Below are 20,771 nucleotides of genomic sequence, written 5' to 3'. Positions count from 1 at the left end.
CGTACGTNGNCNNGTTTTTATATTAGTATTTTCTAAATCGTTGATAACGCTCTTCCAACAACGCTTCTAACGATTTTTGTGAAAGTCTAGCTAGCTCATCTTGTAGTTCTTTTTTGACATTCTTAATTAATTCTTTGCTAGAAAGCCCTGCTTCAGAAATCACCTTATCCACCACGTCCATTTCTAACAGTTCATGCGAAGTGATTTTCATCAGTTCTGCCGCTTCCATGGCACGAGTGCCGTCCTTCCATAGAATGGAAGCAAAACCTTCTGGACTGAGAATGGCATAGATAGAATTTTCCAGCATCCAGACACGGTCTGCGACTGCCAGAGCCAGAGCCCCACCAGAACCACCTTCACCGATAATGATAGCAATAATCGGAACTTTCAGGTCACTCATTTCCATGAGATTGCGAGCGATAGCTTCCCCCTGTCCACGTTCTTCCGCTCCGACACCAGGATAGGCACCTGCAGTATTGATAAAGGTCACAACTGGACGGCCAAATTTTTCAGCCTGTTTCATCAACCGTAGGGCCTTGCGGTAGCCTTCTGGATGTGGTTGACCAAAATTCCGCTTGAGATTATCTTGTAAACTCTTGCCTTTTTGTATACCAACCACTGTTACAGCTTGGTCTCCAAGCCAGCCGATACCACCAACAACTGCACCATCATCTCGAAAAGAACGGTCACCATGTAATTGGATAAAGTCATCAAAAATACCTGTCGCAAAGTCCAAGCTTGTCAAACGACTCTGCTCACGCGCTTCTCTGACTATTTTTGCAATATTCATCTAGGACTCCCTCCATGCAATCTGACTAGGCTAGCAATCGTATCTGGCAAGTCTCTTCTTTTGACAATAGCATCCACAAATCCATGTTCCAATAGGAATTCTGCCTTTTGGAACCCCTCAGGCAAGCTTTCACGAACCGTGTTTTCAATCACACGACGCCCAGCAAAACCGACCAAACTCTGTGGTTCAGCCAGAATGATATCGCCTTCCATAGCGAAAGAAGCTGTCACACCACCTGTCGTTGGATCTGTCAAAATGGTCAGATAAAAGAGACCAGCATTTGAATGGCGTTTAACTGCTGCAGAAATCTTGGCCATTTGCATGAGACTCATGATTCCTTCCTGCATACGGGCTCCACCAGAGGCAGTGAAGAGGACAACTGGCAATTTTTCGACAGTTGCATACTCAAATAAGCGAGTGATTTTTTCACCTACAACCGTACCCATAGAAGCCATGATAAAGTTGGAATCCATAATCCCAAGAGCCACAGTCTGACCTTTAATAAGAGCAGTTCCTGTCACAACAGCTTCATCCAGCCCTGTTTTTTCACGCATAGCTGCTAGTTTCTTTTGATAACCAGGGAAATGCAAGGGATCCTTACTTTCAATCCCTGTAAACAATTCCTTAAAGGTTCCCATATCAATCGTCAAAGCCAAGCGTTCTTGGGCAGAAATACGAAAGGTATAGCTACAGTGCGGACAGATACGCTCACTTCCCAGATCCTTCTGATAGATGGTATGCTTACATCCTGGACACTTAGAAAATAATTCATCTGGAACCTCTGGCTTGGCTTGAGGCTTTTCCCTAACCGAACGATTGGGATTGATTCGAATATACTTATCTTTTTTACTAAATAGAGCCATTGATTCCCCTTTTCGGTTTAAACTCTTGAAGTCATTTTATTCTTTTTCTTGATATTTGGGTAAGAAGGTTTCCATCAAGAAGGAAGTATCGTAATCTCCAGCAATGACATTGCGATCTGAAATGAGGTCAAGCTGGAAATCTGCATTGGTCTGCACCCCTTCAATCTCTAATTCATAGAGGGCACGTTGCATTTTCATCAAGGCGTCAAAACGATTTTCGCCGTGTACGATGATTTTTGCGATCATACTATCATAATAAGGCGGAATGGTATAACCTGGATAAACTGCTGAATCCACTCGCAAGCCAACTCCACCACTTGGCAGATAGAGATTAGTAATCTTACCTGGACTTGGAGCAAAGTTAAAGGCTGGATTTTCTGCATTGATCCGACACTCGATGGCATGACCGCGTAGGACGATATCTTCTTGCTTAACAGACAGAGGCTGACCTGCCGCAATGCGAATCTGTTCCTTAACGATATCCACACCTGAAACAAACTCTGTTACTGGATGTTCTACTTGTACACGAGTATTCATTTCCATGAAGTAGAAGTTACTACTTGCTTCATCAAGCAGAAACTCAATGGTCCCTGCATTCTCATAGCCAACAGACTCTGCAGCTCGAACAGCAGCAGAACCAATTTCATTGCGCAACGTTTTTCCGATTGCAATCGAAGGACTTTCTTCCAAAACCTTTTGGTTATTCCGTTGAAGAGAACAATCCCGTTCCCCCAAGTGAATCACATGTCCATGCTCATCTCCTAGAATTTGAACCTCAATGTGACGAGCTGGATAGATAACCCGTTCAATGTACATGGCACCATTGCCATAATTGGCCTTGGCCTCACTAGAGGCAGTTTCAAAGGCTGAAACGAGCTCTTCTGGTTTTTCAACCTTACGAATCCCTTTACCACCTCCACCTGCTGAAGCCTTGAGCATAACAGGATAGCCAATTTTTTCAGCAACAATCAAAGCTTCTTCAGAGTTATGCACTTCTCCATCTGAACCTGGAATGACAGGCACGCCTGCTTTGATCATCTGAGCGCGCGCATTGATCTTATCCCCCATCATATCCATAGCATGGCCAGATGGACCGATAAACTTGATTCCCACCTCTTCACACATGGTAGCAAATTTGGAATTTTCACTGAGAAATCCAAAACCTGGGTGAATGGCTTCTGCCTCAGTCAAAACTGCAGCTGATAGAACCGCATTAATATTAAGATAAGACTCTGTTGCCTTGCCAGGGCCAATACAAACTGCTTCATCTGCTAAAAGCGTATGAAGGGCTTCCTTATCAGCAGTTGAATAAACTGCCACCGTCGAAATGCCCAATTCACGCGCCGCACGGATAATACGAACCGCAATTTCACCACGATTGGCAATTAAAATTTTTCGAAACATGGAGAACCTCCTTAGTTCCCTATTGCAAAGGTAAGAATACCACTGGCCGCAAGTTTGCCATCCACTTCAGCCTTTGCTTCAACCACGGCAATGGTACCGCGACGTTTTACAAACGTTGCCGTCATAACTAATTGATCACCTGGTACAACTTGCTTCTTGAATTTGACCTTATCCATACCAGCGTAAAAGACCAGTTTCCCTTTATTTTCAGGTTTTGATAGCTCCAAAACACCAGCTGTTTGCGCCAATGCTTCCATGATCAGAACACCTGGCATGACTGGATATTGAGGAAAATGACCGTTAAAGAAGGGCTCGTTAATGGTCACATTTTTGATGGCAACAATGGTATCTTCGCTCACTTCCAACACACGATCTACTAGGATCATAGGATAACGGTGAGGTAGAGCTTCTTTGATTCCTTGAATATCAATCATTTGATACGTACCAATCCTTTACCAAACTCAACCATTTCTTCGTTAGAAACGAGAATTTCCGTTACCACACCATCCTTAGGTGCTGGAATTTCATTCATGACTTTCATGGCTTCGATAATAACTAATGTTTGGCCTTTTTTAACACTATCACCAACTGAAACGAAGGCAGGTTTATCTGGACCAGCAGTCAAGTAAGCCACCCCAACAAGTGGGCTCTCTACAACATCTCCCTCAGCAGCCACACTTGCTTCTACTGGCGCCGAAGTTTCTTCCACTACAGTTTCTGTTGAAGCAGATGAAGGGGCTACTGGACTTGGTGTTGCTAGAACAGGCGCTGGAGCAACTTCAGACACCAGTCTCGCTTCATTCTTGCTAAACTGTAACTCATCCGTCCCATTCTTATAAGAAAATTCTCTTAAACTTGATTGGTCAAATTGGGCCATCAAGTCTTTAATATCGTTTAAATTCATACTTACTTATTCTCCCAACGTTTGAAAGCAAGAACTGCATTGTGGCCACCAAAACCAAAGGTATTTGAAATAGCGTATGGAATTTCTTGCTCCAAGGCTTGTCCATAGACGACATTGGCTTCGATATAATCTGATACTTCACTTGTTCCAGCTGTCATTGGTACAAAGTTATGACGCATAGCCTCGATTGTTACGATAGCTTCTACTGCACCCGCAGCACCCAGCAAATGTCCTGTGAAAGACTTGGTTGATGATACAGGCACTTCCTTACCAAGAACAGCTACGATCGCACCACTTTCTCCTTTTTCATTAGCAGGAGTTGACGTTCCGTGAGCATTAACATAGGCTACTTGCTCTGGGGAAATCTCAGCTTCTTCCAAGGCTAGTTTGATGGCCTTGATAGCTCCCTGACCTTCTGGATGTGGTGAAGTCATGTGGTAGGCATCACAGGTATGTCCATAACCAACCACTTCAGCAAGGATAGTTGCCCCACGTTTTTCAGCGTGTTCAAGGCTTTCAAGAACCAACATCCCAGAACCTTCACCCATGACAAAACCATTACGGTCCTTATCAAATGGAATGGAAGCACGAGTTGGGTCCTCTGTAGTTGAGAGAGCTGTCAGGGCTTGGAAACCAGCAATAGCAAAAGGTGTAATAGAGGCTTCTGAACCACCTACCAACATAACATCTTGGAAACCAAACTTAATTGAGCGGAAGGCATCCCCAATCGCGTCATTTGATGAAGCGCAGGCAGTATTGATGGATTTACAAACACCGTTTGCTCCAAAACGCATAGCAACATTTCCTGAAGCCATATTTGGCAAGGCTTTCGGAAGGGTCAATGGTTTCACACGTTTTGGCCCTTTGTCATTTAGGCGAAGTACTTGATCTTCAATTTCTTTGATTCCACCAATACCAGAGGCCACAATAACACCAAAACGATCTTTATCAAGAGCCTCTACATCCAAATTGGCATGATTGACAGCTTCTTGGGCTGCGTACAAGGCATACAAAGAGTAGTTATCAAAACGATTGGTATCTTTCTTAACAAAGTATTTATCAAAAGGAAAATCTTGGATTTCTGCTGCATTATGCACATCAAAGTCACTATGGTCAAATTTTGTAATTTTACCAATTCCGATTTTTCCAGTTGTCAAACTATTCCAAAATTCTTCTGGTGTATTTCCGATTGGAGATGTTACTCCATAACCTGTTACTACTACGCGATTTAGTTTCATCTTTTTTACCTCTAGCTTCTGCTACATACTTAAGCCACCATCAATGGCAACCACTTGACCAGTTAGATAATCTTGGCCTGCTAAAAATACTGTCAAATCTGCAACCTGCTCTGCCTGCCCAAATTCTTTCATAGGAATTTGTGCCAGCATGGCATCTTTTACCTTGTCTGATAGAACAGCTGTCATATCGGACTCAATCATTCCAGGTGCAATAGCATTAACCCTGATATTGCGATTGGCCACTTCACGCGCCACAGACTTGGTAAAACCAATCAAACCAGCCTTAGAAGCTGCATAGTTAGCTTGACCGATATTTCCCATCAAACCAACAACACTAGACATATTAATGATAGCACCTTCTCTAGCTTTTATCATCGGTTTCAAGACTGATTGTGTCATGTTAAAGGCACCAGTCAAGTTAACCTTGAGCACTTTTTCAAAATCCGCTTCTGTCATCTTGAGCATCAGGGTATCTTGGGTAATTCCTGCATTGTTAACCAAAACATCTACTGAACCCAGCTCTGCAATAGCTTGATCAACCATACGTTTAGCGTCTACAAAATCTGACACGTCTCCTGATATAGGAACCACCTTGACACCATAGTCTGAAAACTCAACGAGTAATTCTTCAGAGATAGGCCCACGACTATTTAGTACGATATTAGCTCCTGCTTGAGCAAACTTGTGGGCAATAGCAAGACCAATTCCACGACTCGAACCTGTAATAAAGATATTTTTATTTTTTAGTTGCATTCTTTTCTCCTGTTTCCTCTTGTATTTATGGGAGAAGGGATTACTTGTTTTCTAGCAAGTCTTCCAAGCTAGCCTGATCTTCAACATTGGCTAATTTAGCTGTCTTATCAATTTTTTTCACAAAGCCTGACAAGACTTTCCCCGGACCAATCTCGATAAAGTTGGTTATGCCTGCTTCTTGCATGACCCCAATACTTTCATAGAAACGAACTGGCTCCTTGACCTGACGCGTCAAAAGTTGAGCAATGTCTTCTTTTTTCATAACTGCAGCTTCTGTATTGCCGACTAGGGGACAAGTGAAATCTGAAAAACTTACCTGAGCTAGAGTTTCAGCTAGTTTCTGGCTAGCAGGTTCAAGGAGAGCGGTATGAAAAGGACCTGAAACCTTGAGAGGAATCAAGCGTTTAGCACCTGCCTCCTGCAAGAGTTCAACAGCTCGATCAACTGCAACCACTTCTCCACCAATCACGATTTGTGCAGGTGTGTTATAGTTGGCTGGGGTAACCACTCCAAGTTCAGAAGCTTTTTGACAGGCTTCTTCAATGACCTCTACTGGCGTATTGAGAACTGCTACCATCTTACCAGAGCCAGCAGGAGCCGCTTCTTCCATATAGGCTCCACGCTTAGCGACCAAGGCCACCGCTTCTTCAAAATCCAAGGCATCGCTGGCCACCAAGGCAGAGTATTCTCCAAGAGACAAACCAGCAACCATATCAGGCTGATAGCCCTTTTCTTGTAATAAACGATAGATAGCAACCGAAGTCGCTAGAATGGCAGGTTGCGTATAGCGGGTCTGATTGAGTTTTGCTTCTTCCCTATCAATGAGATGACGTAAATCATAACCAAGTACCTGACTCGCTTGATCAATCGTTTCTCTGACAATCGGATACTGATCATAGAGATCTCGTCCCATACCTAGACACTGGGCACCTTGGCCAGCAAATAAAAAGGCTGTTTTAGTCATTTCTTACAACTCCTGCCCAACGAGAGGCTTCTTCTTGAATTTTCTTTGCTGCTCCGTAATACAAATCTTTTAGGATTTCTTCAGCTGTTTCTTCTTTGGAAACAAGCCCTGCAATCTGACCTGCCATGATAGATCCGCCATCCACATCACCGTGAACAACTGCTTTGGCTAGTGCACCTGCTCCCATTTGTTCAAAAATTTCCAAATCAGGATTTTCTTGTTTAAAGGCATCTTTCTCAGCTTTTTCAAAATCACGAGTCAACTGATTTTTAATAGCTCGAACAGCATGGCCAAAGTGTTGTGCTGAAATCGTAGTATCAATATCCCTAGCTTTTAAAATTTTCGCCTTATAATTTGGATGGGCATTAGACTCTTTGGCAACGACAAAGCGAGTTCCAACCTGAACAGCCTCTGCACCTAGCATAAATCCAGCCGCAGCACCTTCACCATCCGCAATTCCTCCTGCAGCAATAACAGGAATAGATACAGCCGCAGCAACCTGACGCACCAAGGTCATGGTTGTTAATTTGCCAATGTGTCCCCCAGCCTCCATTCCTTCTGCAATAACAGCATCCGCACCGATTTTTTCCATGCGTTTAGCTAGGGCAACACTTGGTACAACAGGAATGACTGTAATCCCAGCTTCATGGAAGCGTTCCATGTATTTTCTAGGATTTCCTGCGCCTGTTGTCACTACCTTAACACCTTCCTCGATAACGAGATCTACAATATCTTCCACAAAGGGAGACAAGAGCATGATGTTGACACCGAAGGGTTTATCAGTCAATGATTTGATTTTATCAATATTTGCCTTGACAACTTCTTTAGGGGCATTCCCCCCACCGATAATGCCTAGGCCGCCAGCCTTGGAAACAGCCCCTGCCAAATCACCATCAGCAACCCAAGCCATTCCTCCTTGAAAGATAGGATAATCAATGTTCAATAATTCTGTAATACGCGTTTTCATAGTGCCTCCATCGTTTCTTGCTTACGTAATAGTTCGATACTGTCATAATTTGAAAATCAAACTATTGCCTAAACAAGAGGGAGCGGGTTTCCCTACTCCTTCTATCTTATATTCTGCTTATTTTGTTTGCTCTTCAACGTAGGCAACCAAGTCACCAACTGTTTTCAAGTCATCTTCTGCTTCGATTTGGATATCAAAAGCATCTTCGATTTCTGAGATTACTTGGAACAAGTCCAATGAATCTGCGTCCAAATCATCAAAAGTTGATTCAAGTGTTACTTCTGATGCGTCTTTTCCAAGTTCTTCAACGATAATTTCTTGTACTTTTTCAAATACTGCCATGATAGGACTCCTTTAAAATAAATAGTTTTTTATAACAATGTGTTCACCACATGATTACCTAAATTGTAAGAATGAGCGTGCCCCAGGTCAAGCCTCCACCGAAGCCTGATAGCAGAACAGTCTGACTACCATCTAAATGGATGAGGCCTTGTTCTACACACTCTGAAAGTAAAATCGGGATACTGGCTGCACTGGTATTGCCATATTCCATCATATTGGCTGGAAGTTTGTCTCGTTCGACACCAATTTTTTTAGCCATTTTATCCAAGATACGGTCATTAGCCTGATGAAGTAGTAGATAATCCAAGTCTGTCGCCTCTACAGGAGATTCTTCAATAGTCTGTTTGATAGACTTGGCTACATCCCGAATGGCAAAATCAAAAACTGCGCGTCCATCCATCTTCAAAAATGAATCTGCATTTTCTTGATCTGAAAATGGAGAATGCAAGCTTGAATGTCCGTACGTTAGACACTCGCTGCGACTTCCATCGCTATTGAGACTCTCAGCCAAGAAATGCTCTTTCTCGCTAGCTTCTAGCAAGACACCACCAGCACCATCTCCAAACAAAACAGCTGTTGATCGGTCCGACCAATCGACTGCTTTAGAGAGGGTTTCACTACCAATCACCAAACCTTTTTGAAAGCGACCAGAAGCGATAAACTTTTCAGCTGTTGACAAAGCAAATACAAATCCACTGCAAGCAGCTGTTAGATCAAAAGCAAAGGCCTTATTAGCACCAATATTAGCTTGGATACGAGCAGCTGTAGAGGGCATCATCGAATCAGGAGTAATGGTAGCTAGGATGATAAAATCCAACTCCTCTCCTGTGATTCCAGCTTTTTCCATCAGTTTCTTAGCAACCTCTGTAGCCAAATCACTAGTAGATTCTGTTCTTGAAATATGCCTTTGTCGTATTCCCGTCCGACTTGAAATCCACTCATCATTGGTATCCATAATCTGAGCCAAGTCGTGATTTGTAACCACTTGCTCTGGTACATAATGAGCAACCTGGCTTATTTTTGCAAAAGCCATTATTTCAAATCCTCCAAAAATTGATAAAGTTTCGTCAAACCTTTGCCCATAACCTCAGTTTCTTCCTTGCTCATACCGTCGATAATATTTTCGACCATTGCCTTATGGAAGCGTTTATGTAGTCTATGAACCAAGCGACCCTTCTTTGTCAAATGTAGATGCACCACACGACGATCCTGCTCTGAGCGAATGCGTTCAATGTAACCCTTTCGTTCAAGATTATTCAAACTCGTCGTAACCGTCCCAAGAGTCACCATCAACTCTTTCGACACTTGACTTGGCGTCACATCTGGGAATTTTCCAATTACATCGATTGTATGTACTTCTTTGATGGAGATATCCTTGAAACGACTACCCCTCAAGCTAACTTCCTCAATGACGAGGACGTTGTTAAATATAGATGTTAAATATTCATTAATTCGTTGGTAGTCCAATCTCTTTTCCCTCCTTTTCAAAAAGCTTTCACAATCAAAACATTTGACAAAAAAATTATATCAAACTTCAAAGAACAGTGCAAGTATTTTTTTATTTTCCAGTAAATTTCGGTCTTCTTCTCTCCGAATGAGCTCGCACTCCTTCTTTGAAATCCTCTGTTTGAGCTAAGGATTCCTGTAGGTTCAGTTCTAAAGTAGCATAATCCTGCCAGTCTTTAAATTGGCTCTCCCAAACCAACTTCTTGATGGCTGCATAGGAATTACTTGAACCACGTCTTAATTTTTTAAGAAGCTGTTCTCTCGTCTTTTCAAGTTTATCAGCTTCGGAAACACGGTAAACTAGCCCCCATTCTAGGGCTTTTTCTGCGGTCAAAGCCTCACCTGTCATGGCTAATTGAGTTGCACGCGTCACACCGATACTGCGGCTCAAGAGATGAATTCCCCCTGCATCTGGAGCCAAGCCAACGCCAACAAAGGCTTGAATAAACTTAGCCTTATCCGTTGCCAGACAGAAATCCGCAGCAACAGCCATATTCGCTGCGGCACCTGCAACAGCCCCATCAACCTCCATCAAGACAGGTTTGGCTATTTGCTTGATTTTATAAGAAATAGCATTTACCAACTCTGCGATTTTCGTCAATGATGGAATATCATCCTCATCTACTGCCCGCTTCATCTCTACCAAATCTCCCCCAACTGAGAAAACTTTTCCATTAGCATTAATCAAGATAAAATGCACAGCAGGATCCTTCTCTGCCAAAGTCAGCACTTCTAAAATCTCCTCACACATAGGGATATGAAAACCATTCGCGACCTCAGGACGATTCAAGGTAAGGATTGCCAAGTCCTCATCAAGCTGATAAATAATGTGTTCCATTAGGACTCCTTTTTATTTTATAAGCAATTTAAATTATTTTATTGTCAAAGTATATCTTTTTTAGGAGTTGAAAGCAAGAAAAAATCAACTGAAAGTGTCTCAGCCGATTAGAAAGGCTCGCTTTATCCTAGAAAGCAGCTTATTTTCTTCATTGAAAAAAGCCTTTCTTTCTGCTATAATCGTATAAAATACTTACTTTAGGAGTTCTTATGAAAGTTGTTAAATTTGGAGGTAGCTCTCTTGCCTCTGCTAGTCAATTAGAAAAAGTTTTAAACATCGTAAAAAGCGATCCTGAACGCCGTTTTGTAGTCGTTTCTGCGCCTGGTAAACGCAATGCTGAAGATACTAAGGTTACGGATGCCTTGATTAAATACTACCGCGACTATGTTGCTGGTAACGATATTAGCAAGAGCCAAAACTGGATTATCGACCGCTATGCTGCCATGGTTAGTGAACTAGGTCTTAAACCTGCTGTTTTAGAAAAAATCTCTAAAAGCATTCGTGCCTTAGCCACTCTTCCTATTGAAGAAAATGAATTTCTCTACGATACTTTCCTAGCAGCAGGTGAAAATAACAATGCTAAATTGATCGCAGCCTACTTTAATCAAAATGGGATTGATGCACGCTATGTGCACCCTAGAGAAGCTGGTATTGTGGTCACAAGTGAACCTGGTCACGCTCGCATCATTCCATCAAGTTATGACAAGATTGAGGAATTGACGAATGCAAATGAAGTCCTTGTCATTCCTGGTTTCTTTGGGGTTACCAAGGAAAATCAAATCTGTACCTTCTCACGTGGAGGATCAGACATTACAGGTTCTATCATTGCTGCCGGTGTTAAGGCAGACCTCTATGAAAACTTTACAGACGTTGATGGTATCTTTGCAGCCCACCCTGGTATTATCCACCAACCACACTCAATCCCTGAGTTGACCTACCGTGAAATGCGTGAGTTAGCCTATGCAGGCTTCTCAGTCCTTCATGACGAAGCGCTTCTTCCTGCCTACCGAGGAAAAATTCCTCTCGTTATCAAGAATACCAACAACCCTGACCATCCAGGTACTCGTATCGTTCTTAAACACAGTAGTGATGAATTTCCAGTTGTGGGAATTGCTGGTGACTCAGGCTTTGTCAGCATCAACATGTCGAAATACCTCATGAACCGTGAGGTTGGATTTGGACGCAAGGTTCTTCAAATCCTTGAAGATCTTAACATCGGTTGGGAACATATGCCAACAGGTATCGACGATCTTTCAATCATCCTCCGTTCTCGCGAACTAACTCCTATCAAGGAAGAAGAAATCCTTCGTCAGTTGGTTCAAAAGGCTGAAGTAGACCATGCAGAAATCGAACACGACCTTTCTATCATTATGATTGTTGGAGAAAAGATGAAGAGCCATATCGGAGTAACTGCTACTGCGACACGCGCTTTATCTGAAAATAAGATCAACATCCAGATGATGTCTCAAGGTTCTAGTGAAGTTTCTATCATGTTTGTTGTCAATAAAGACCAAGAGAAAGCAGCAATTAAAGCCCTCTACAATGCCTTTTTCGGCGAAAGTAAGGAAGACTAACCATGGCCCAATCGCTTAACAAAACAGTGCTTCTCAGCACGACAGGCACTTCCTACCTCTCTATCGCTGGGAAAGTTGGGAAATTCCTTGTCGGAGATCAGGCTCTGGAATTTTACCCAGACGTCAATGTCGAGCAATTTATCCAGATTCCTTGGAGCCATATCAACCAGATTGGAGCCAATGTCACTGGACGAAAAATCAGTCGCCACTTCGAAGTCTTTACAGACAAAGGAAAATTCCTCTTTGCTTCAAAAGACTCAGGTGCCATTCTTAAAATTGCTCGCGAAAAACTGGGCAATGACAAGGTCGTCAAACTTCCGACCCTGATTCAGACCATTGGTCAAAAATTTAAAAATCTATTTGCAAAAAAGTAGAAACTTTAGTATAATCATAGCAACGGATAAGTAGGTTATCTTCTTCTTTCAGAAAGTCTGCGGGTGCTGCGAGCAGATAGGAGGGATAGGTGAAATTCTACCGTTAGTAACAATTACATACACAATCAAGTGCACACCTGTGAAGTTGGATGGAACCGTGGCCCTGCCACTCCAACGCTTTGTCAGGTGTGCTTTTTTCATAAAGGAGTTCTTATGTTAGATATCAAACGTATTCGTACAGACTTTGATGCTGTCGCAGAAAAATTGGCTACACGTGGTGTAGATGCTGCTGTCTTGAATGAGATGAAAGAAATCGATGCTAAACGTCGTGACATTTTAGTCAAGGTTGAAACTCTCAAGGCTGAACGTAACACAGTTTCAGCTGAGATTGCCCAAGCTAAGCGCAACAAGGAAAATGCAGATGACAAGATTGCTGCCATGCAAACCCTATCTGCTGAAGTAAAATCCTTGGATGCTGAATTGGCAGAAATCGATGCTAAATTGACAGAATTTACCACTACTCTTCCAAATATTCCAGCTGACAGCGTTCCTGTTGGAGCTGACGAAGATGACAATGTGGAAGTTCGCCGTTGGGGTACTCCACGCGAGTTTGACTTTGAGCCAAAAGCTCACTGGGATCTTGGTGAAGACCTTGGTATCCTTGATTGGGAACGCGGTGGTAAGGTAACAGGCGCTCGCTTCCTCTTCTATAAAGGCCTCGGTGCTCGTTTGGAACGTGCTATCTACAACTTTATGTTGGATGAGCATGGCAAGGAAGGCTATACGGAAGTCATCACACCATACATGGTTAACCACGACTCTATGTTTGGTACTGGGCAATATCCAAAATTCAAGGAAGATACTTTTGAACTCAGCGACAGCAATTACGTCCTTATTCCTACAGCTGAAGTTCCTCTAACAAACTACTACCGTGATGAAATCTTGGACGGTAAAGACCTGCCAATCTACTTCACTGCTATGAGCCCTTCATTCCGTTCTGAGGCTGGTTCAGCTGGTCGTGATACTCGTGGCTTGATTCGTTTGCACCAATTCCACAAGGTTGAAATGGTTAAATTTGCCAAGCCAGAAGAATCTTACGAAGAATTGGAAAAAATGACAGCCAACGCTGAAAATATCCTTCAAAAACTTAACCTTCCATACCGTGTCGTTGCTCTCTCTACTGGAGATATGGGCTTCTCAGCTGCCAAAACTTACGACTTGGAAGTGTGGATTCCAGCACAAAATACCTACCGTGAAATCTCAAGCTGTTCAAACACAGAAGATTTCCAAGCCCGTCGTGCCCAAATCCGTTACCGTGATGAAGCAGATGGCAAGGTGAAATTGCTCCATACCTTGAATGGTTCTGGACTTGCAGTTGGACGTACAGTGGCTGCTATTCTTGAAAACTACCAAAATGCAGATGGTTCTGTGACCATTCCAGAAGCGCTTCGTCCATATATGGGTGGAGCTGAAGTTATCAAACCATAAAAAATAAGGTTTAGCTATTTCTAGCTAGACCTTTTTTCGTAACCAATTCAGATAAGCGCCTAATACAAAGAATAAAATAATTAAACAAATAGCAGTTTCAGCCACTACCAAATAATTCAGAAATGGAAGTTTCAAGATTCCCTGAGCCATCTTAAGCGAAGTAGCTGTGATAATGGTCGGGAAGGTGAGAGCTGAGAAGGCTGGTTGAAAACCTTGTTTTAAAATATTGGGCAGGCGAGTCAAAACAAAGAAAAAGAAGGATTGGGAGGCCAAGAGCATGAGAATCAAGACCCAAGTCGGTAGACTAACTCCTCCAACCCGAACCAGAGAAGCCAAAAGCAATGAGAAAGGAGCGCAATAGATTCCTTCTTGTCCAAGCATGGCTAGTGGGAGTGGATGTTTCTTTAAATCGCTATAAATAAGCGGATAGAGATAGAAGGTTAGGAGAAAACCAAAACTCAAGGTCGCATAGGCAATTTCGATGATGCCTACGAGAGGATAGGTCAAGGCTGCCACTGCTATCCCTACATAGAGAACCGTCCAGCTTGGAGTAGCATGAACCCTCCGATCCGGACAGGCAAATTTGATGGTGAAACCAGCAATCAAGGCCAAATCCAAAAGAAATGAAAACCACCAGATTCCTTGCGCTACCAGAGGAAGATGAGAGAAGACGCGAAAGACATAAGTCGATAAAATCATCCCAGCCATGGGAAAGGTCGCCATTCCTGACAAAAGAGGGGGCTTGGTCAATTCTTGCTTGGTTTCCTTCCAATTAAAGAGATGCAGAAGCAGAAAGTAAATCCACAAAATCAAACCTGTCAGACTCAATAGATGGGACAGAACCGGTAACGTATCTAAAATAAGATTTCCAGCTCCTGCTAAACCTAGCAAACAACCTGAAAATACTAAGGGGAGTTTTTTCATCCTAACCTCCAATAATCATGTTATTATTAGTATAGCATAAAAGAGCTTAAATGAGGGATTAAAAAACGAAGTCCGATTATTTCCGACTTCATTTTACTCAGATATGAATTAAGCATAAGGTTGCAATTCTGGGTTAATTGGGGTATTGGCTAGGTTGTTGGCATAGTTACAAAGGCTTGCTAGGCTGACACCAAGAACCACATCCAAGGCATTTTGTTGCGTGTAGCCAGCTTCTAAAAACTCAGCCAAGGCTTCATCTCCTACACGACCCTTGGTATTGATAACTGCCAAGGTAAACTTAGCTAGGGTGTCCAATTTAGGATCTGTTTCAATTGGAGTACGATTGCGAAGGGCTTGAATCAAGTCATCATTCATCTGGATTTGTTTGATGGAAAAGGCTGTGTGACCTGCGACGCAGAAAGCACAACCATTGGTAACGGCTGCCGTGATTTGCACCACTTCACGCTCAACGGGTGTCAGGCTGTTGCGACGATTGATAGATGCGACAGTTCGGTAGGCTTCTAAAGCAGTCGGGGCATTGGCCAAAAGACCGATTAGGTTGGGGATATAGCCATTGTTGTCTTTTTCTACTGTTTCAAGAATTTCTTTCACTTCTGCTGGTGCTGATTCTACTGTATGGATTGTAAATGTTGTCATAAGATACCTCTTTTCTTGTTATTGACACTAATATTATTGGAAAATCTTATAAAATCCTGATTCCTAAGCTTATCTAAGACAAATCTTTATTCTCTCATAAGATTTTCGTTGTATATTAGTTTATCACACTTCCAATCACTTGCATAATATATATTATATATCAGCTTGATAAAAATCATTTATAGGCAAAAAAATCACACGAGCTGTGTGATTTCATTATTTGTCAAAATACTTTTTAGTCTCAGCAATAACGACTGGCGATAAAACTAAGAGAGCAATCAAGTTTGGTAGTGCCATCAAGGCATTGACAATATCTGCGATAATCCAGACCATATCCAACTCGATAAATCCTCCCAGCAAGACCATGAGCACAAAAACCACACGGTAGAGCCAGATAAAGCGAACCCCAAAGAGGAACTCGAAACAACGTTCTCCGTAATAGTTCCAACCTAGAATCGTCGTGAAGGCAAAAAGTACAAGGAAGATGGTCAAAAGGGCAGGTCCAAAGTGTGAAAAGACTGTTGAGAAGGCTGACTGAGTCAAGGCAACCCCATTTAAATCACCACTCCAAACCCCAGTTACCAAGATAGTCAAACCAGTCAGAGTACAGATAATGAGGGTATCAATAAAGGTTCCTGTCATGGAAATCAAACCTTGCTCTACTGGTTCATTTGTCTTAGCTGCAGCAGCTGCAATGGGAGCAGAACCCAGACCAGATTCGTTTGAGAACACACCACGCGCAACACCATTTTGAATAGCCATCCGAATGCTAGCACCGGCAAATCCACCTACCGCAGCAACTGGACTAAAAGCCGATGTCAAGATTAAAGCGATTGTGGCAGGGATTTTTTCGATATTAAAGAAAATAACTGTAAGAGTTCCCAAAATATAAATGATAGCCATAAAAGGAACAACAGTAGTTGAAACCTTTGAAATGGACTTGAGTCCACCAAAGACTGCAATCGCTACAAATACGGACAACACAAGAGCTGTGATGGCTGGTGAAATAGTCGTCGTATTTTGGATAGATTCTGTAATCGAGTTGACTTGAGTGAAGGTTCCGATTCCCAACAAAGCTACTAGAACACCTGCTAGGGCAAAGAAGATGGCAAGTGGTCGCCACTTTTCTCCCATCCCTAGAAGGATATAATGCATCGGACCTCCCGCCACTGCACCATGGTCATCCTTGGTACGGTATTTGATAGCCAAGAGTCCTTCCGCATACTTGGTAGCCATCCCAAAGAAAGCAGCCATCCACATCCAAAAGAGGGCTCCTGGGCCACCGACCTTGATAGCCGTCGCGACTCCGATAATATTTCCCGTACCAACTGTCGCTGCGAGTGCTGTACACAAGGCCGCAAAGCTGGATACATCGCCATGCCCCTTATCCTTGGTAAAAATAAGCTGGAAGGCCTTGGGCAAACGTAAAACCTGCAAGAGTCCTAGCCGAATAGTTAGGTAAATCCCTGTTCCGACTAATAAAATCAAGAGGGGTGGGCCCCAAGCAAAAGCATCGATTGATTTAAGCAATTCTAACATTTCCTTCTCCTATCTTTTCAACCCCAAAAGAAAGAGCACATGCAAGATACATGTACTCTGGAATGCTTAGATAAATGCTAAAAAGCGGTCTATCCTAGCTCTGTCCTTTTACCTGAGAGTTTGAGCAGTTGCCTGCCTTGCCCCTTCGGTGCCTTTACGGTCTCTCCAGAGTTCCGTCCATTTACAGTCATGGAAAATCAAACGATTCCCCACTTCTATTAAACTTCATTCGGTGTTGGTATTTAATTGATTCTTATTTTACAAAAAATGTTGGCTTTTGTCAATGTGTTTATTAGTAAAAATTAGTTCAACAGTTTTTACTTTATGAATTCCGAAATACTTCTTATCCTTTAAAAGTGACAATAGTCGCACCACTGCCTCCAGCATTTTGTGGGGCATAGCCGAAACTCTTGACATGTTTATTTCTTTGTAGGTATTTGGTAACTCCTTCACGGATAACACCTGTTCCGATACCATGAATGATATCAACTTGGGCCATATTGTTAAGCAAGGCTTGGTCGATGAAGGTATCTAGCTCATTCATGGCTTCTTCATAGCGTTTACCTCGAAGGTCCAGTCTGGCTTGTGGGCCACGACCAGAAGTTCGTTTCACAACATTGACCTGTTTCTTCTTGACTGGTTTTTCTTGCTGGGCTTGAACAAGGTCAAACTCTTTCTCTTCCAAGGTCATCTTGATTAAACCAACTTGGGCTTCCCAGCGGCCGTCCTTGAGTTGACTGGTCAAGGTACCACGCTGTCCATAACTGAGAACCACGATATCATCTCCCACCTTTGGAGCTCGTTTTTTCTTGGCCTTTTGAAGGACCTTGTTTTTAGACAAGTCCACTTTTTCAGGAGCCAATTTTTTCAGCTTGGCCTTGGCTTCAATGATTTCGTGGGGTTTGAGTTGAGATTTACTATGGAGATTTTTAAGAATCTGGTCACTTTCACTCAGAGCCATGTCCACAATCTCAGCAGCCTGTTCACGCGCCTTGTTGAGCTCGGTTTCCTTTGCACGATTGAGCTCGTTGTAAAGTTTTTTGAGCGCACGATTCATCTTGAGATTTTCTTGCTCCACCTCACGGATATTGTCCAAGCGTTTACGACTTTCCAGCGTCTGCTCTTCCAGTTGCTCAATAATCCGATTGACATCATTGTCCTGATCGACCTGCTGACTGGCATCCCCTACGATAACTTCAGATAGTCCTAAACGTTTAGCAATTTCAAAGGCATTACTTCGGCCAGGAACTCCCTGCATAAAGCGATAGGTCGGGCGAAGAGTTGCAGTATCAAACTCCATGCTGGCATTTTGCACAAAGGCTGTCTCAATACCGTAGGCCTTGAGTTCCGGATAGTGGGTGGTCGCCATAGTCTTGACTTGACGCAGGCGAAGGTCCTCCAGAATGGCCATGGCAAGGGCAGCTCCCTCTTGGGGATCTGTACCAGCCCCCAACTCATCCAAGAGCAAGAGCGAATGCTGGTTGACCTTGCCAAGAATATCCACAATATTGGTCATATGGCTAGAGAAGGTAGACAAACTCTGCTCAATAGATTGCTCATCTCCAATATCTGCAAAGATTTCTTCAAAAATACCAACACAACTTCCCTTATCTGCTAAAATCGGCAAACCAGACTGAGCCATAACCTGCGTCAAGCCCAGAGTTTTAAGCATGATAGTCTTCCCACCTGTATTGGGACCTGTAATGACAATAGCTGTTAAATCTTGTCCAAAATGGACATCATTTGCAACGGCATTTTTGACCAAAGGATGGCAAACATGGAGCAGTTGAATCTCCTGATTTTCTGATAGCTGAGGAACGACTGCTTGCCTTTCTTGGATAAAGCGAACCTTAGCACGAATCAAGTCCAGATGACCGATAATCCAAGCGTCATTAGCAATCTCAGCCGCATGAGGGCGGACACGCTCCGAGATTTCTTGGAGAATGCGAAGCATTTCATAGCGCTCATCTGCTCGCAGACTAGCAATTTCTTCGCTCAGTTTGACCACCTCACGAGGTTCGATATAGACGGTATTTCCGCTGGCAGAAATATCATGAACGACACCTGCAATCTTATTGCGGTAGGTGTTTTTGACAGGTAGAACCTGACGACCATTTCTGCTGGCAACAATCCCTTCTGTCAACATCTGCGCTTTTTGTTTGAGCAAATCTTGCAAGACATCGCGGACCTGACTCTCGCTGTCATGGATTTTTCGACGGATGCGCGCCAATTCTTCACTGGCAAAATTTTCAATGAAACCTGCATCATTAAAGGCCTGAAGATTTCCTTGTAATTGCGGAAAATCGTGTAATTTCTCAAACCAAAGGGCTAATTCTTCCAAGCTGACATTTTCCAGATTGGCATAAAAACTTTGCAGTTCTCTGCTAGAAAGAAGCACGCGCTTCAAGAGGAGGAACTCCTCGATATTGAGGTCTGCTCCCATCTCCAACCGCTTGCAGACTCCTGCAATTTCCTTAGTTGCGAGAATAGTAAAATGCGGTTGCTCTACGAAAAGAGCCTGCATCTCCTTCATCTCAGCAAAAGCCTGTTTGATTTTATCTGCTTTAGCAGTCGGAGCCAGCTGTCTCAATTGCTCCAAGCCCTGCTCGGTCAACAAATGGGGTTCAAACAAGGCCTTGACCTTATTGAACTCTAATGTTTCTAATATTTTCTTATTCATCTTTATTTCCTTGTCTTTGAATGTCTAGGTGTGGTAGCTTTTTATATTCTGATAGATTCGAGTCAAATCTGTAAACAAAGGGCTAGGAAAACTCCTGCCCTTTTTATCCGATTAAATTTGTCACCCAGATTTGTTTGAGCCAACTAGTTGTTACTGGTATGCTCTGGATGATGTGTTTTGCGACGATACTCTTTTCAAGAGGATTTTGTATAGCTGCCATGGGAATGGTTGCTAGTATGGTCAAGGCCATTTGCAAGACAAATAAGGTCACCAACATGGACAAGATCCCTGCTGAAACTTGGAACAACTTGCCACCCAGTTTTTTACTAGGAATTAAGTGTAACAAGAGACCAAGTAAACGACCGATGCTATAGACAATCCCAAATACAAGCAAGTAGCCGATACCTGCGTAAAAGACCTTATCCAACTGGAAAAGTTGATCCGATGGGAAAAAGAAAGTTCCCTGACCTTCCTGCGGATTTGCATAAGGGAGCAGCAAATGAAATTGCTCTCCAATTCCCTTGTAAAACTGGCCGGCCACAAAAGCCGATGCCATGGCTGAAATCAGGTAATAAACCTGTAAGAGCAGGCCTCTCCGATAGCCGATATAAAATCCCCAAGCCAAGACCAATAGAAGAAGGAGTGAAATCATAAGGAATCCTCAATCTTGCTCTGTTCTTGCTTGCAAGTCACAAGCTTGTGACGGAGTTCTTCTAATTCTTGCTCCTTATCATCAAATTCAATCTCACGGCTGAGCTGAGTTGATAAACAGTTGACTGCCAACAAAAGAGCGATTGTTTCATCGTCTGCACTAGGCATTTGTTCTTTAATTGCTTGGTATTTTTCTGTCGCAACCTTGGCGATTTCCTCCATAAAAAGGTTATCATGCTCGCTTGTCAAAGTTAATGATTTTTTCCCGAATGTAAATTTGAATCGATTTAGATTTGCCATAAAATTCACCTCACG

General features: G+C 42.9%; 22 protein-coding genes and 1 riboswitch. Of the genes, 3 read left to right on the top strand and 19 right to left on the bottom strand.

What is annotated here, in order from left to right; all coding sequences use genetic code 11:
• Positions 1 to 22: 22 nt before the first annotated feature.
• From SMSK564_RS11875 to SMSK564_RS11815, 13 genes are all read right to left on the bottom strand, one after another.
• On the bottom strand, positions 23 to 790 hold the full coding sequence (locus SMSK564_RS11875; RefSeq protein ID WP_001017386.1) for an acetyl-CoA carboxylase carboxyl transferase subunit alpha: 768 nt from the start codon (positions 788 to 790) through the stop codon (positions 23 to 25).
• On the bottom strand, positions 787 to 1,653 hold the full coding sequence (gene accD / locus SMSK564_RS11870) for an acetyl-CoA carboxylase, carboxyltransferase subunit beta (RefSeq protein ID WP_001173347.1): 867 nt from the start codon (positions 1,651 to 1,653) through the stop codon (positions 787 to 789). The genes SMSK564_RS11875 and accD overlap by 4 nt, the downstream gene beginning before the upstream one ends.
• Before the next feature lie 36 nt (positions 1,654 to 1,689).
• Positions 1,690 to 3,057 (bottom strand): acetyl-CoA carboxylase biotin carboxylase subunit, encoded by a 1,368-nt coding sequence (gene accC, locus SMSK564_RS11865; protein ID WP_000488690.1) that lies wholly within the window; start codon positions 3,055 to 3,057, stop codon positions 1,690 to 1,692.
• Positions 3,058 to 3,068: 11 nt separating this feature from the next.
• A complete protein-coding gene (gene fabZ / locus SMSK564_RS11860) occupies positions 3,069 to 3,491 on the bottom strand; it encodes a 3-hydroxyacyl-ACP dehydratase FabZ (RefSeq protein ID WP_000565505.1) in 423 nt (140 codons plus the stop codon).
• Positions 3,488 to 3,961 (bottom strand): acetyl-CoA carboxylase biotin carboxyl carrier protein, encoded by a 474-nt coding sequence (accB, locus tag SMSK564_RS11855; protein WP_001052230.1) that lies wholly within the window; start codon positions 3,959 to 3,961, stop codon positions 3,488 to 3,490. Before accB ends, fabZ begins: the two co-directional genes overlap by 4 nt.
• 2 nt (positions 3,962 to 3,963) lie before the next feature.
• On the bottom strand, positions 3,964 to 5,199 hold the full coding sequence (gene fabF, locus SMSK564_RS11850) for a beta-ketoacyl-ACP synthase II (RefSeq protein ID WP_000774066.1): 1,236 nt from the start codon (positions 5,197 to 5,199) through the stop codon (positions 3,964 to 3,966).
• A 21-nt stretch (positions 5,200 to 5,220) separates the two neighbouring features.
• Positions 5,221 to 5,952 (bottom strand): 3-oxoacyl-[acyl-carrier-protein] reductase, encoded by a 732-nt coding sequence (gene fabG, locus SMSK564_RS11845; RefSeq protein WP_001176200.1) that lies wholly within the window; start codon positions 5,950 to 5,952, stop codon positions 5,221 to 5,223.
• 40 nt (positions 5,953 to 5,992) lie between these two features.
• Positions 5,993 to 6,916, bottom strand: coding sequence for an ACP S-malonyltransferase (fabD, locus tag SMSK564_RS11840; protein WP_000167615.1), 924 nt, complete (start codon positions 6,914 to 6,916; stop codon positions 5,993 to 5,995).
• Positions 6,909 to 7,883, bottom strand: coding sequence for an enoyl-[acyl-carrier-protein] reductase FabK (fabK, locus tag SMSK564_RS11835; protein WP_000857442.1), 975 nt, complete (start codon positions 7,881 to 7,883; stop codon positions 6,909 to 6,911). Before fabK ends, fabD begins: the two co-directional genes overlap by 8 nt.
• Before the next feature lie 117 nt (positions 7,884 to 8,000).
• Positions 8,001 to 8,225 (bottom strand): acyl carrier protein, encoded by a 225-nt coding sequence (locus tag SMSK564_RS11830; protein WP_000257838.1) that lies wholly within the window; start codon positions 8,223 to 8,225, stop codon positions 8,001 to 8,003.
• A 58-nt stretch (positions 8,226 to 8,283) separates the two neighbouring features.
• Positions 8,284 to 9,258, bottom strand: coding sequence for a beta-ketoacyl-ACP synthase III (locus SMSK564_RS11825; protein WP_000852959.1), 975 nt, complete (start codon positions 9,256 to 9,258; stop codon positions 8,284 to 8,286).
• Positions 9,258 to 9,692 carry a fatty acid biosynthesis transcriptional regulator FabT gene (gene fabT, locus SMSK564_RS11820; RefSeq protein WP_000386357.1) on the bottom strand — a complete coding sequence of 145 codons (435 nt, stop codon included), beginning with the start codon at positions 9,690 to 9,692 and terminating at the stop codon, positions 9,258 to 9,260. Before fabT ends, SMSK564_RS11825 begins: the two co-directional genes overlap by 1 nt.
• Before the next feature lie 91 nt (positions 9,693 to 9,783).
• Complete coding sequence (locus SMSK564_RS11815) at positions 9,784 to 10,569, bottom strand: enoyl-CoA hydratase (protein WP_000400064.1); 786 nt, start codon at positions 10,567 to 10,569, stop codon at positions 9,784 to 9,786.
• Positions 10,570 to 10,778: 209 nt separating this feature from the next.
• Here SMSK564_RS11815 and SMSK564_RS11810 point away from each other — a divergent pair, with 209 nt between their 5' ends.
• The 3 genes from SMSK564_RS11810 to serS all read left to right on the top strand — a co-directional run bounded on the left by SMSK564_RS11810 (position 10,779) and on the right by serS (position 14,005).
• Positions 10,779 to 12,143 carry an aspartate kinase gene (locus SMSK564_RS11810; protein ID WP_000869651.1) on the top strand — a complete coding sequence of 455 codons (1,365 nt, stop codon included), beginning with the start codon at positions 10,779 to 10,781 and terminating at the stop codon, positions 12,141 to 12,143.
• A gap of 2 nt (positions 12,144 to 12,145) precedes the next feature.
• On the top strand, positions 12,146 to 12,517 hold the full coding sequence (locus tag SMSK564_RS11805) for a DUF956 family protein (RefSeq protein ID WP_000079357.1): 372 nt from the start codon (positions 12,146 to 12,148) through the stop codon (positions 12,515 to 12,517).
• Between the two features lie 213 nt (positions 12,518 to 12,730).
• Positions 12,731 to 14,005, top strand: a complete 1,275-nt coding sequence (gene serS, locus SMSK564_RS11800; RefSeq protein ID WP_000884233.1) for a serine--tRNA ligase — start codon at positions 12,731 to 12,733, stop codon at positions 14,003 to 14,005.
• A gap of 24 nt (positions 14,006 to 14,029) precedes the next feature.
• On the opposite strand, the gene SMSK564_RS11795 is transcribed toward serS, so the two are convergent.
• The 6 genes from SMSK564_RS11795 to zapA all read right to left on the bottom strand — a co-directional run bounded on the left by SMSK564_RS11795 (position 14,030) and on the right by zapA (position 20,756).
• Positions 14,030 to 14,929, bottom strand: a complete 900-nt coding sequence (locus SMSK564_RS11795; RefSeq protein WP_000735977.1) for a TDT family transporter — start codon at positions 14,927 to 14,929, stop codon at positions 14,030 to 14,032.
• 108 nt (positions 14,930 to 15,037) lie between these two features.
• Positions 15,038 to 15,586: a carboxymuconolactone decarboxylase family protein gene (locus tag SMSK564_RS11790; protein ID WP_000206757.1), complete on the bottom strand. Its 549-nt coding sequence runs from the start codon at positions 15,584 to 15,586 to the stop codon at positions 15,038 to 15,040.
• A gap of 216 nt (positions 15,587 to 15,802) precedes the next feature.
• Entirely contained in the window at positions 15,803 to 17,125 is a 1,323-nt protein-coding gene (locus tag SMSK564_RS11785) for an alanine/glycine:cation symporter family protein (RefSeq protein ID WP_000891480.1), read from the bottom strand.
• Between the two features lie 90 nt (positions 17,126 to 17,215).
• Positions 17,216 to 17,304: riboswitch (glycine riboswitch) on the bottom strand.
• 164 nt (positions 17,305 to 17,468) lie between these two features.
• Positions 17,469 to 19,805: an endonuclease MutS2 gene (locus SMSK564_RS11780; RefSeq protein ID WP_001035048.1), complete on the bottom strand. Its 2,337-nt coding sequence runs from the start codon at positions 19,803 to 19,805 to the stop codon at positions 17,469 to 17,471.
• A 103-nt stretch (positions 19,806 to 19,908) separates the two neighbouring features.
• Complete coding sequence (locus SMSK564_RS11775; protein WP_000624512.1) at positions 19,909 to 20,457, bottom strand: CvpA family protein; 549 nt, start codon at positions 20,455 to 20,457, stop codon at positions 19,909 to 19,911.
• Positions 20,454 to 20,756 carry a cell division protein ZapA gene (gene zapA / locus SMSK564_RS11770; protein ID WP_000002019.1) on the bottom strand — a complete coding sequence of 101 codons (303 nt, stop codon included), beginning with the start codon at positions 20,754 to 20,756 and terminating at the stop codon, positions 20,454 to 20,456. The genes SMSK564_RS11775 and zapA overlap by 4 nt, the downstream gene beginning before the upstream one ends.
• Positions 20,757 to 20,771 lie beyond the last annotated feature (15 nt).

Origin of the sequence: Streptococcus mitis SK564 (assembly GCF_000148525.1) — a bacterium.
Classification (GTDB): domain Bacteria; phylum Bacillota; class Bacilli; order Lactobacillales; family Streptococcaceae; genus Streptococcus; species Streptococcus mitis_H.
The sequence above is the reverse complement of the archived record's forward strand: the minus strand, read 5'-3'. Positions and strand labels throughout refer to the sequence as shown.